Origin of the sequence: Rheinheimera sp. (assembly GCF_036568245.1) — a bacterium.
GTDB lineage: Bacteria > Pseudomonadota > Gammaproteobacteria > Enterobacterales > Alteromonadaceae > Alishewanella.
Window position 1 is genome coordinate 1 of sequence record NZ_DATCSY010000399.1, and the last position, 13,213, is coordinate 13,213.

A 13,213-nucleotide genomic window follows, 5' to 3' on the forward strand; every position below is an offset into this window, starting at 1 on the left:
TCACCGGTTAAATGATGACTTAATATTTGCTCAATAGCCATTCTGGCATTTTGCTGAGCTGACACCAGCTGTTGCTGTGTATATGACAACAATACAAATACCGTTGCAGCTGCTAAAACAACCGCAGACAGTAATTGGCTAATTAGCAAGGTAAGCAATATTCGCATAAGCAATGACCACCAGAAAAAACCCGCATCCTTGTCCTAAGGCTTAATATAGTTTAGGCACGCGTAATAGAAAGCTAATTAAATCAAAAAAATAGTAATAAATATATAAATTACGACAGATGCGCAAAAATTCGGGTGGTATGGATGGCTCCCCAGACTGGACTCGAACCAGTGACCTACGGATTAACAGTCCGCCGCTCTAACCAACTGAGCTACTAGGGAAGGGTAACACTAATCTTTGTTGATATGCTGTTGGCTCCCCAGACTGGACTCGAACCAGTGACCTACGGATTAACAGTCCGCCGCTCTAACCAACTGAGCTACTAGGGAACAGCATTCAACGGGGCGCAATACTAATGCCAGCTATACCCCCTGTCAACACTTTGAATCACTGATTTTCACTAACTTGGATTACTTGCATAATGTTTGAACAAAGCCCCTGTTTAGCACTTTTAACTTTATTGTAAAAACACTCAGACCATGTAAGTTGGATCAGGCGGAATTAGCCACAGATTATAAGCACTGCAGCGAGTTACCCACAGTTTCTGTGGATAACTCTGTGAATGACATGCGGCGTAGTATAGGCAAGTGTTGATTTTGTTGGCTTAGCAGGTCGTCAAGCGAGTTGCGACGAAAATTTTTATTGATATAAAACAATTGCTTACGTTTTATTTTGCAGGGGTGTTAGGTGAGTGTCGCAAATAAACGCCGGCAGCGGCGGAATTGTGAACTATTTTCCAACTTGCTAATAAAGCTAAATACTGCCGGCAGGCGGAAAATCAAGACAAAACAGCATGGTTTGCCAGGCTGCTTTTCTCTACAATAGTGCCACCGCCATTCCAGCCTGAATTTATGACCACTAAAAAAGCCTCATATTCACTGACAAAAGACGACATTCAACCAACATTAGTCGCTATGACGCTGCCGATGCTGGTGGGCATGATCACATTAATGACGTTTAATCTGGTAGACACTTTTTTCATCAGTATGCTGGGGACAGTGCAACTCGCTGCAATCAGTTTTACATTTCCGGTGTCTTTTACCCTGATCAGTTTGTCGATTGGGTTAAGCATCGGTACCTCTGCGGTTATTGCCAAAGCATTAGGTGGAGGCAATCTGACAGAGGCCAGAACAGACGGTCAGGTGGCGTTGTGGCTATCGGCTGTACTTGTGGCTGTACTGGCAGTGCTGGGCTATGTCTTTACCGGCCCGTTGTTTACCGCATTAGGGGCTGATGCTGACACGTTAAGTTATATCCGCCAGTATATGGATATCTGGTTTTGCGGCGCGGTCTTGCTGGTGCTGCCCATGGTGGGGAATGCGGTGCTGCGTGCCTCAGGCGACACGAAAACACCGAGTCTTATTATGGCCTGCTCTGGCCTGGTGAATGCTGTACTTGACCCGATACTGATATTCGGTTTGGGGCCACTCCCTGCAATGGGAATGCATGGCGCTGCGATTGCTACTGTTATCTCCTGGCTATTTGGCTCGGCGTTGATATTGTACTTGCTGGTGAAACGCGGGCTTATTGCAACCGGTTGGATTAAGCCGGTATTGCTATTGAGTATCTGCCGCAAAATTTTGCGGATTGGTTTACCAGCGGCAGGAGCAAATATGCTGACACCACTGGCGATGGGGGTGTTAACCGCCATTATGGCCAGTTACGGTGCGGCCGCCGTGGCAGCGTTTGGCGTGGGGGCAAGGCTTGAAAGTATTGCCTGTCTGGTGGTGCTGGCGCTTTCAATGACATTACCGCCTTTTGTTAGTCAGAATTACGGTGCAGGTTTAATGTCCCGGGTACAGCAGGCATACCGTTTATGCGCTCGTTTTGTCATGTTATGGCAGTTTGGTATTTATATACTGCTGGCGCTGCTGGCCTACCCGGTGGCGACGCTGTTCAGTGATGAGCCGGAAGTTATCAGAATTTTATGTCAGTTTATCTGGATAGTACCGCTAGCCTACGGCTTACAGGGTATTACTATTTTAACGAATTCCTCTTTTAATGCGCTACATCAGCCCGGCAGTGCTCTGGTACTAAGCCTGATCCGGTTGTTCGTCTTTTATGTGCCTCTGGCCTGGCTTGGTGGCAAACTTTATGGCATAACCGGTTTGTTTATGGGCTGTGTGCTGGCAAATATATTTACTGCAACATTGGCCTGGCGTTGGTTTAACCGCACTGTTGTGCGCAATTCTCAGGAGGTGACAGCATGACGCGCGCATTTGAGCTGGTTTCACAATACAAGCCTGCCGGAGATCAGCCGCAGGCGATCAGCAAGCTGGTAGAGGGCCTGGAAGCGGGGCTTGCTCACCAGACGCTGTTGGGGGTAACCGGCTCAGGTAAAACATTCACTATGGCAAATGTAATAGCGAGGGTCGACCGGCCAACGCTGATTATGGCGCACAACAAAACGCTGGCGGCACAGCTGTATGGCGAAATGAAAGAGTTTTTCCCCAACAATGCCGTAGAGTACTTTGTCTCCTATTACGATTATTATCAGCCAGAAGCTTATGTCCCCTCTACTGATACTTTTATTGAAAAAGATGCATCGATAAACGAGCATATCGAGCAGATGCGACTATCGGCGACCAAGGCGCTGATGGAGCGGCGTGATGTAGTTATTATTGCCTCGGTGTCGGCTATTTACGGCCTGGGTGACCCTGAATCCTATATGAAAATGTTGCTGCATCTGAAAGTGGGCGACATCGTCGATCAGCGGTTTATTTTGCGCCGTCTGGCCGAGCTGCAGTACATCCGCAACGATATTGAATTCAGCCGTGCCACCTATAGGGTTCGTGGTGATGTGATAGATATTTTTCCTGCTGAATCAGATGATGTCGCCGTCAGGGTTGAGTTATTTGATGAAGAGATTGAACGGATAAGTATCTTTGACCCGCTGACCGGCGCAGTGGAGAAAGTGGTTACCCGCTATACGGTATACCCTAAGACACACTATGTTACGCCACGGGAAAAAATCCTTGCCGCTGTAGATGAAATAAAACTTGAGTTAAAACAGCGCCGCGACGAGTTAATGACAAATAATAAGCTGGTGGAAGAGCAGCGGCTGAGCCAGCGCACCTTGTTTGATATCGAAATGATGGTCGAGCTGGGTTACTGTTCCGGCATTGAAAACTACTCACGCTATTTATCCGGCCGCGCCAACGGCGAGCCGCCGCCGACATTACTGGATTATTTTCCGTCAGATGGCCTGATGTTTATTGACGAGTCACATGTCACGCTCTCACAGATAGGCGCTATGTATAAGGGCGATCGTTCACGTAAAGAAAATCTGGTGAATTATGGTTTCCGTTTGCCGTCGGCGTTGGATAACAGACCACTTAAATTTGACGAGTTTGAAGCGATAGCACCGCAGCGGATTTATGTTTCAGCCACGCCGGCGGCTTATGAACTTGAGCACTCTGCCGGTGAAGTCGTTGAGCAGGTAGTCCGGCCTACCGGTTTAGTGGATCCTGAAATAGAGATCCGCCCTGTTGCCACTCAGGTGGATGATTTGTTATCAGAAGCCTTTATCCGTGCCCAGCGGCAGGAGCGGGTGCTGGTCACCACTCTGACGAAAAAAATGGCAGAAGATTTAACCGAGTATCTAAACGAGCATGGCGTGAAAGTGCGCTATTTACACTCGGATATTGATACTGTTGAGCGGATGGAAATTATCCGAGATCTGCGCCTTGGCGTATTCGACGTACTGGTCGGCATAAACCTGCTAAGGGAAGGCCTGGATATTCCGGAAGTGTCACTGGTGGCGATTCTGGATGCAGACAAAGAAGGCTTTTTGCGCTCAGAGCGCTCACTAATCCAGACTATTGGTCGTGCTGCCCGCAATCTGCAGGGGCGGGCGATTCTGTATGCTGATCGCATTACCGGCTCGATGAAAAAAGCGATAGATGAAACGGAGCGTCGTCGGGCAAAGCAACAGCAGTTTAATCTTGAGAACGGTATATCACCTACTGCCATTAAAAAGAAAGTAGCTGATGTGATGGACCTGGGGCAGGATGCAGCGCCAGCCTTACCAATGGTTGCCGAGAAAGCGCGACTGATTAAAGGCAAAACACCTTATCAGGTTGAGGCCGATATTAAGCAGCTGGAGCAAAAAATGCTGCAACATGCTAAAGACCTCGAGTTTGAACAGGCTGCGAAATTGCGTGATCAGGTGCACTTACTTAAACAGGCTTTGCTTGAAATTTAACCTCAGCCCGGCGCTTTTACGCCAGTATTTGTAACGGCGTTGCATTTGCTTGCAAATTAAGCTGTTTTTATACAATCAGTTAATTGTTTGTTCAGACATAACTGCTAGGATGCGCGCGGGCCTTGCAAGGTGCAAAGGTCCGTAGCATTGCTATTTTTAAGGACAGTTATGAAACAGACTCTTCTGGCAACACTTATCGCAGCTTTCTCCGTTTCCGCTTTCGCTAATACTTTTCAGCATCAGAGCGATGCCAGCTTTGGCTGGCTTGATACCTCTGGTGGTGATTTACAACAATGGACATTGTCACATCGTTTTTATCTGGCGCCGGTTAGCACAGCTAACAAAGCACCTTATGCTGAAGCTGGTTTTGTAAGCCGTAGCAGCAGTGTTAATGCTGGTTATAACTATTTGACCATCGATACCGGCTCGACTGAAAACAGCATCAGCGGCTGGAACCTGGGCGGTGAGTATAAAGATGCCAGCCATAACTTTTATGCTTCAGCGCAGTTAGTTGAATTAAATGGTATCGACGACCGTTTCGTGCTGCTAAGCGGCGGTTACTTTGTGCAGAGTGACTGGCTGGTTAAACTGGATGCCCGGCATTACCGGCCGGATGGGGCAGGCAGCGAAACTGAATACGGCGTCAGTACTAAGAAGTTACTTGCGCTGGAAAATGGTAACTTTATTAACATCGAAGCGCATTACATGGATGTAAAAGGTGATGATGAGTCCGAATTTGGTGTGGCGGCAGATTATTACTTTGGCCGTAATATCGCGTTAGGTCTGGCATACGACTGGACATCAGATGATGTGGTTAACGCTGAAGAAGACAGCGTAACGGTACGTGGAAGCTGGTATCTGCAACCTACGTTGGCACTTAGTGCGGCGGTGGTGTTTGACTACCTTGATACCAGTGAAGAATTATACCAGCTGGGTGTAACATACCGCTTCTGATTAGTTAGCTGCATGTTGTGTTAATTTACCCGCCATTTATGGCGGGTTTTTGCTTTCTGAAAGCGGGTAACAGGTTTATACTTTTCAAATTGTCACTTCATATGTTGCTGTAATTGCGACATTTATCGCGCTGCCTTGCAGGGATTTGATTATGCCAGCCAACTATACTTCTGCTGTTTTTTTACCCTTTTTTATGATGTCCTCCGTGTTATTGTTAAATGCCTGCGAGCCTGCACCTGAGCAGGCCGTTGCCGAGGTGATACGGCCCGTTAAGTTATATACCGTCGGTAATGGCGGCGCTGGCGTGATAAGGCAGTTTCCGGCTGTGGTTGAGCCAAGCGAAAATGTCCGGCTGGCATTTCGGGTAAGCGGCAAGCTGACCCGTGTTCTGGTGCGGCCAGGGCAGACCGTGACAGATGGTCAGTTACTGGCGAAGCTGGATGAAACCGATTTTGCCCTGATCGTAGAGCAGGCCAGTGCGCGTTATGAGCTGGCGAAAACCCAGTTTGAGCGCTCAGAGCAGCTGATTAACCAGAAGCTGGTGTCGCAGTCTGTGTTTGATGAAGCCAAAGCACAGTTTCAGGTAGCTGCCGCTGATTTAAAAACCAGCGAAGCATCATTAAGTTATACCGAGTTACATGCACCTTTTGCGGGCATTATCTCGCGTCAGTTGGTTGAAAATCACGAGAATGTTGCCGCGCAACAACCGGTGCTGGAGCTGCAACTGCGGGATAATGTTGATATCGTAATCCAGGTACCTGAGGATGTGATCTCTAACGTTAAAAAAGAACTCGATTACCAGCCTGAAGTTGTGTTTGACTCGCACCCGCAGTTTCGCTACCGCGCCCGGGTAAAAGAATGGGATGCACGGCCGGACCCGGCCACAAACAGCTATAAAGTTGTATTCACCATGCCAACGCCGCAGGATTTTAATTTACTGTCTGGCATGACAGCCAATGTTATTGCCGAAATGGATAAAATAAGCCGGTATGAAAATGATGTTAGTTACATTCCGGCCAATGCAATTTTCAGCCCGTCCGGGCAAAGCGTCAGCAGCAAGGACAAGTTTGTCTGGGTATACAACCCCGAAACAGCTAAGGTTAGCCAGCGTCTGGTTCAGGTCGGTGAGTTAAGCAGCGCCGGCCTTACGGTAACGTCAGGTTTAAGTGCTGGTGAGCAAATTGTCAGCGCAGGTGTGCAGCAACTGAGCGAAGGACAGCAAGTCAGACCATGGCAACGGGAGCGGGGGCTGTAAGCATGAGTATGGCCAGCTATTTTATAACAAACCGAACGTCATCCTGGCTGTTCGCCGCCATTTTGCTGATTGGTGGCATTATCGCCTACAGCGGTCTTGGCAGACTGGAAGATCCACAGTTTACGCTGAAGCAGGCGATGATCGTAACGCAATACCCCGGCGCTTCGCCGCAACAGGTGGAAGAAGAAGTCAGTTACCCGCTGGAAAATGCCATTCAGCAATTACCTTACGTTTACCATGTCACATCAGTATCTACTGCGGGTTTATCTCAGATCATGGTGGAGATGAAAGACATTTACCGCGCCCGCGAATTAAAACAGATCTGGGATGAATTACGGCATAAAGTGACAGATTTGCAGGGGCAATTGCCACCGGGCGTGGGTACACCAATTGTTAAAGACGACTTTGGTGATGTGTACGGCATTCTGTATGCCGTCACCGGGGAGGGGTTCAGCGACGACGAATTGTGTGATTATGTTGATTTTCTGCGTCGTGAGCTGGTCACTGTGCCGGCAGTTGGCAAAATTGCTGTAGGTGGCGAACAACAAGAACAGGTCATTGTCGAAATATCCCGCTCAAGGCTTGCGGCGCTTGGCATTTCACCGGCGCAGCTGGCCAGTTTGCTGCAAAGCCAGAATGTTGTGTCTAATGCGGGCTCTATCAGAGTGGATGCGGACAGGTTACGAATTCATCCTACCGGCGAATTTCAGCAGGTATCGGAGCTGGAAACCCTGATCATCAGTAACCCGGCGGCCAGTGAGCTTATTTATCTGGGGGATATTGCCAGGGTTTATCGCGCACCTACCGAAATGCCAACCCAGGTGATCCGTCACGGCGGCGAAAATGCACTGACGTTGGGTATCTCTTTTACCTCCGGCGTCAACGTGGTAGATGCAGGCGAGCAGATCGCACAGCGTTTGCAGCAGCTTAACTACAACCGCCCGGTTGGTATTGAGTTACACACCATCTATAACCAACCTGATGAAGTTGCTAACTCGGTTAGCGGCTTTATTGTCAATCTGGCGGAAGCCGTTGCTATCGTGATTATCGTGCTGCTGGTGTTCATGGGCCTGCGTAGCGGCATTTTAATCGGTTTGATTCTGTTGCTGACGGTGTTAGGTACTTTTATCTTTATGCAGCAGATGCAAATTGAGCTGCAACGGGTATCGTTGGGGGCATTGATTATTGCGTTGGGCATGCTGGTGGATAATGCCATTGTAATTACCGAGGGCATCCTTATTGGCATACAGCGGCGGTTAAAGCTGGCTGAGGCCGCTGTTTTGATTGTAAAACAAACGCAGTGGCCTTTACTGGGTGCCACTGTGATAGCAATTACCGCTTTTGCGCCGATAGGATTATCAAGTGATGCTACCGGTGAGTTTGCCGGCAGCCTGTTTTGGGTGTTGCTGGTGTCTTTACTGCTTAGCTGGGTAACCGCTATTACGCTAACCCCGTTCTTTGCCAGTTTACTGTTTAAATCGCAGCCGCAGCAGAACCCACAAGCCGCAGATGATGAAGCGCTATACCGCGGGGTAATATTTGATGTTTACCGCGTGGTGTTAACTGCGGCAATGCGCCACCGCCTGATCACTTATGCACTGACTATGGCATTATTAGTTGGCAGCGTGCTGGTGTTTGGCAAAGTAAAACAGGTGTTTTTCCCACCTTCGAATACGCCGATATTTCTGCTCGATCTATGGCAGCCAGCGGGCAGTGATATACATTATTCTGCCGATCAGGCTAAGCAGATCATGACTTATTTGCTACAGCAGGATGGGGTTACAAATGTGACGGCTACCTCAGGGCGTGGTGCTGAGCGCTTTATGCTGACGTACCAGCCAGAGAAAATGTATAGCAGCTACAGCCAGCTTATTGTGCGGATGGAGGATAAGGCGCAGCTACCGGCGTTAATGGCGCAGGTACGGCAGCATATTTACAGCCACTATCCCGCTATAGAAGCCAAACTGATGCGGCTTGAAGTCGGGCCATCTACACCGGCCAAAATTGAAGCACGTTTTAGTGGCGCTGATCCTGATGTACTGCGTCAGCTTTCTGCTCAGGCGCAGCAAATACTGCGCTCAGATGCCGATGCCCGCAACATTCGGGACAACTGGCGGGGCAGGCATAAGGTCATCCGGCCACTGTTTAATGAAGCGATGGCGCGTCGCGCCGGGATCAGCAAACAAGATATTGACGATGTATTGCTGACCAGCTTGTCGGGTAAGACACTGGGCGTTTATCGGGATGGTACCCATTTACTGCCGATAGTGGTGCGCTCGCCGCTGAGTGAGCGTGACAATATAGACGCGTTGTATGATTTACAGGTATTTAGCAGCAAACTCGGGCGTTATATCCCGATAACCCAGGTAGTTAACGGCTTTGAGCTACAATGGGAAGACCCTCAAATTCAGCGTCGTGACCGTAAACGTACTATTACCGTGATGGCCGATCACGATATTCTCGGTGATGACACCGCCGCTAATTTACTCAAGCGTGTTAAAGCACAGATAGAGGCAATACCGTTACCGACCGGTTATTTCCTGAACTGGGGCGGCGAGTTTGAAGCGCAGCAAAAAGCACAGAAAGCCCTGTTTGGTTCTTTACCTATGGGGTATCTGGTCATGTTTATTATCACGGTACTGCTGTTTAACTCTATGCGTTCTGCATTGGTTATTTGGGCCTGTGTGCCGCTGGCCATCATCGGTGTCAGTTTTGGTTTAAAACTGATGGGGGCACCTTTTGGTTTTATGGCGCTATTGGGTTTTCTGAGTTTATCAGGCATGCTGATTAAAAACGGTATTGTACTGGTGGAGCAAATTAAGGTCGAACTGGAAGAAGGCAAACAGGCTTATCAGGCTGTGTTTCACAGTGCTGTAAGCCGGGTTCGGCCGGTAGCGATGGCCGCTATTACCACCATTCTTGGCATGATCCCGTTACTGGCGGATGATTTCTTCGCCAGTATGGCGGTAGTTATCATGTTTGGCTTAGGGTTTGCGACGGTGCTGACCCTGGTATTCCTGCCTGTGCTGTATTGTAGTGTCTTTAAAATAAAAACGAGCGACGCCTGATATGAATACACGTCTGATTTCGATGCTGAGCGCCAGCATATTGCTTACGCTGGCAACTGCCCGGGCAGAAGACTGGCTGCCGCCTTTACCCGCATGGCAGGGCGACAGTGAAGCTTTAATTAAAGCGAAAAGTCATCCCTGGGTTAGTCCGGCAGAGCTTAGTGGTTTAAAAGAAAGCCCGGATTACAATACTACGATAGCTTATCTGCGTAAGCTGGTTGATAGCTCTGACTTGCTGGAAATGGAGCAGTTTGGCACCAGTGCGCAGGGGCGGGCACTTTATCTGGTAAAAGCCAGTGCCGCTTTGCATAAAATTGCGCAAAACCCGCAACGCCCGTTGCTGCTGGTACAAGCAGGTATTCATAGTGGTGAAATTGATGGCAAAGATGCCGGCCTGATGCTGCTGCGTGATATTGCACATGGCGACAAAGCGCAGCTGCTGGCCAATGCTGATTTACTGTTTGTCCCGATATTTTCTGTCGATGGTCATGAAAGGCGTTCTGCAACTAACCGCATGAACCAGCGTGGGCCTGTGCTACAGGGCTGGCGCGCAACCGCACAAAATCTTAATTTAAACCGGGATTACAGCAAAGCGGATGCGCCGGAAATGCAGGCTTTGCTTGGTGTTTTGAACAAATATCAGCCGGATCTCTATATAGATGTTCATGTCACGGATGGTGAAGACTATCAGTATGATGTTACTTATGGTTTCAATGAGCCTTTTGCTGCAATAAGCCCCAATGCAGCCAGTTGGCTGGCTAAATTGTATCGGCCAGCAGTTAACAGGGCACTGGATCAAGCCGGACATATTCCAGGCCCACTGGTGTTTGGTGTTGACAGTAAAGACTTCAGCAAAGGTATCAGTGGCTGGACTGCCAGCCCGCGTTATTCCAACGGTTACGGTGATGTGCGGCATTTACCAACGGTACTGGTGGAGAATCACAGTTTAAAGCCATACCGGCAGCGGGTACTCGGTACTTATATTTTGCTTGAGCAGAGTTTAAAACTGCTTAACGAACAGGGTAAAGCTCTGATACTGGCGCGCCAGGCAGATATGCAGGCACGGCCCAAACGTATGGTGCTAAGCTACAAAGCCAGTGAACAGCCTGAACTTATTGACTTTAAAGGTATGGCCTATCAGCTCAGGCCATCAGAAATAAGCGGCGACAGTTATGTATACTGGACTGGCGAGCCTAAACTGTATGAAAAGCTACCGGTTTACTGGGATAAAGTTATCGATAAGGATGTGGCGGTGCCATCCGCTTACTGGCTACCGCCGGAGCAGCATCAGGTTATAGCACGGTTGAAATTGCATGGCATTGACGTAACGACTCTGGATAAGCCAGCAAAAGTGTCAGTGCAGCAGTTAAGTGTTACGGATTATCGGTTTGCTGATAAGCCGTTTGAAGGTCACTTCATGCTGCAGGATGCTCGTTTTAGCAAACAAAATATCAGCCGGACATTAGCGCCAGGTTGGGTGAAAGTCAGCACTGATCAAGCGTTAGGGCGTTTGGCTGTGGCGTTACTGGAACCAACCGCTCCGGATTCATTTTTCAGCTGGGGATTTTTCCCAGGGATGTTTGAGCGCACCGAGTATTTTGAACCTTATGCGATAGAGCCGCTAATACAGCGTTTGCTGGCACAGCAGCCAGAACTTAAAATGCAGTTTGAGCAGGCACTGGCACAGGATGAAAAGCTACGAAACAATCCTCGGGAGCGCTATAACTGGTTTTATCAGAAAATGCCTTATTATGATCAGGCCTATCTGAAATATCCGGTATTGATAGAACCCTGATTATTGGTTGCCCGGCTCGATAATAACGTTTGGACTTAACAGGAATACATCATGACATTACAAAAAACCTTCACGGTATGGTTAGTAAGTCTGGTTGTCGTTATCGCTATTATTGCCACTGTGCTGTTATCCAGCCGTGAAGCCAACAGGCTTAACCTGCAACTGACACAGGAACGCCAGCAACTGGGGCGAGAAATCACTGAATTATTGACACTGACCGACAGTCTGATGTCGGCACAGGTAAAAAGCAGCATGCGGCTGCTGAATCAGCGAATAGCCCAAAACGGGCCGGTAACTGTCGGACCCGAGGTAGATGTTGCCGGGCGCAAGGTTAATGATCTGCTGTTAAACTCGGAAGGTCAGGCTAACCGCTTTGAACTGGTTGATGCGCTGACCGACATTATGGGCGGCACGGCAACACTGTTCAGTCGCGATAATGACGACTTCGTTCGCATTTCAACTAACGTTATTACGCAAAATAAAAGAGCGATCGGCACTGTGCTGGCTCCGGACGGCCTTGCTATAGCTGCTATACGTCGCGGCGAAGCGTTCTATGGCACTGTTGATATTTTGGGTAACCCTTTCGTGACCGGTTACGAGCCAATCCGCAGTTCGGATAACCGTATTATTGGTATCAGCTATGTTGGTTACCGGGCAGATTTAGCCGCGCTTAATCGTATTGTTATGCAAAGCCGTTTGTTGCAGCGGGGTTTTACTGCGATTGAGGATCGTAGCGGCAAAATCAGAGTGAATTCAGATAATATCAGCCCGGAACAGGTGCAGGCGGTGATAACCGGCACAGAACAGGGCTGGCAGCGTGAAACGCTGACATTTGCACCCTGGGGGTACAAAGTTCATCTGGTGTACTCCGAGGATGAGAAGGCTGCATTGGTCCGGGATGCACTGCTGACTATTATGGCGTTGGTCATCGCTTTTGGTGTGCTGCTGATTTTATTAGTGTTTTTTATAACCAAGCGTGTTGTTATCGGGCCGCTTAACAGAGTTAACGCGTCGCTGTCAGCTATAGTAGAAGGCGAGGGCGATTTAACCACCAGACTCAATTTCAACCGTAAAGATGAAATAGGCACTATGGCAACGGGGTTCGATGCTCTGCTGGACCGGGTCAGAGGCACTATAGTGAAAGTGCAGCAGGTTGCGAAGGAGCTGAAACAATCGACGACGACCATGGACCAGGCGGCTCAACAGGTATTACATAAAATTACCCAACAGACTCACGATACAGCAGACATAGCGACGGCGATAGAAGAGATGACAGCAACGTCCCATGCTGTCGCCAAAAGTGCGCTAGACGCAGAAACTGCCACCTCTGAGGTAGGCAGGCTGTCAGAGCAGGTGATGAGTGTGGTTGAAAATACTGTTGCAAATTCACAGCAGCAGATGCGGGCAGTCGAAGAGTCTGAACTCGCTATCGGTTCTTTGAACAAAGCCAGTCAGGATATTGCTAAAGTGCTGGAAGTGATAAACAGCATAGCGGAGCAAACGAATCTGCTGGCGCTGAATGCTGCGATTGAAGCAGCAAGAGCCGGAGAGCAAGGCCGGGGGTTTAGTGTTGTGGCAGATGAGGTGCGCTCGTTAGCTGGCCGCACACAGGCTTCAACCGGGGAAATTAAGCAGATGATCATAGGCCTGGAAGCGGGTGTGACGTCTGTAGAACAAATCAATAACCGCTACAAACTAACGGTAACGGATAACGTGAAGTTTGCCGAAGAAGCGCGCAATGCACTATTTGCAGTACAGTCTGCGGTGGA

7 protein-coding genes and 2 tRNA genes are annotated in these 13,213 nt (G+C 49.0%); 7 read left to right on the forward strand and 2 right to left on the reverse strand.

Annotation, left to right across the window (positions count from 1 at the left end):
- Positions 1–312 precede the first annotated feature (312 nt).
- Positions 313–389: transfer RNA gene (locus tag VIN66_RS17965), tRNA-Asn, on the reverse strand.
- 31 nt (positions 390–420) lie between these two features.
- Positions 421–497 (reverse strand) — tRNA-Asn (locus tag VIN66_RS17970).
- Positions 498–1,019: 522 nt separating this feature from the next.
- Between VIN66_RS17970 and VIN66_RS17975 the strand changes: the two genes are divergently transcribed.
- The 7 genes from VIN66_RS17975 to VIN66_RS18005 form a co-directional block, all read left to right on the forward strand.
- The gene (locus VIN66_RS17975) at positions 1,020–2,378 is read left to right on the forward strand and encodes an MATE family efflux transporter (RefSeq protein ID WP_331925265.1); all 1,359 of its coding nucleotides are present in this window, start codon (positions 1,020–1,022) and stop codon (positions 2,376–2,378) included.
- Entirely contained in the window at positions 2,375–4,372 is a 1,998-nt protein-coding gene (uvrB, locus tag VIN66_RS17980; RefSeq protein WP_331925266.1) for an excinuclease ABC subunit UvrB, read from the forward strand. The genes VIN66_RS17975 and uvrB overlap by 4 nt, the downstream gene beginning before the upstream one ends.
- Before the next feature lie 168 nt (positions 4,373–4,540).
- Positions 4,541–5,326 carry a putative porin gene (locus VIN66_RS17985; protein WP_331925267.1) on the forward strand — a complete coding sequence of 262 codons (786 nt, stop codon included), beginning with the start codon at positions 4,541–4,543 and terminating at the stop codon, positions 5,324–5,326.
- A 151-nt stretch (positions 5,327–5,477) separates the two neighbouring features.
- Complete coding sequence (locus tag VIN66_RS17990; RefSeq protein ID WP_331925268.1) at positions 5,478–6,581, forward strand: efflux RND transporter periplasmic adaptor subunit; 1,104 nt, start codon at positions 5,478–5,480, stop codon at positions 6,579–6,581.
- A gap of 2 nt (positions 6,582–6,583) precedes the next feature.
- Positions 6,584–9,649: an efflux RND transporter permease subunit gene (locus VIN66_RS17995; RefSeq protein WP_331925269.1), complete on the forward strand. Its 3,066-nt coding sequence runs from the start codon at positions 6,584–6,586 to the stop codon at positions 9,647–9,649.
- A 1-nt stretch (position 9,650) separates the two neighbouring features.
- On the forward strand, positions 9,651–11,444 hold the full coding sequence (locus VIN66_RS18000) for a M14 family metallopeptidase (RefSeq protein ID WP_331925270.1): 1,794 nt from the start codon (positions 9,651–9,653) through the stop codon (positions 11,442–11,444).
- A gap of 51 nt (positions 11,445–11,495) precedes the next feature.
- A partial coding sequence (locus VIN66_RS18005) for a methyl-accepting chemotaxis protein (protein WP_331925271.1) occupies positions 11,496–13,213 on the forward strand: 1,718 nt, incomplete at its 3' end.

Bases quoted from the DNA above. Each gene is read 5' to 3' on its own strand.
- VIN66_RS17975 (WP_331925265.1), top strand. From the start codon at position 1,020: ATGACCACTAAAAAAGCCTCATATTCACTGACAAAAGACGACATTCAA.
- uvrB (WP_331925266.1), top strand. From the start codon at position 2,375: ATGACGCGCGCATTTGAGCTGGTTTCACAATACAAGCCTGCCGGAGAT.
- VIN66_RS17985 (WP_331925267.1), top strand. From the start codon at position 4,541: ATGAAACAGACTCTTCTGGCAACACTTATCGCAGCTTTCTCCGTTTCC.
- VIN66_RS17990 (WP_331925268.1), top strand. From the start codon at position 5,478: ATGCCAGCCAACTATACTTCTGCTGTTTTTTTACCCTTTTTTATGATG.
- VIN66_RS17995 (WP_331925269.1), top strand. From the start codon at position 6,584: ATGAGTATGGCCAGCTATTTTATAACAAACCGAACGTCATCCTGGCTG.
- VIN66_RS18000 (WP_331925270.1), top strand. From the start codon at position 9,651: ATGAATACACGTCTGATTTCGATGCTGAGCGCCAGCATATTGCTTACG.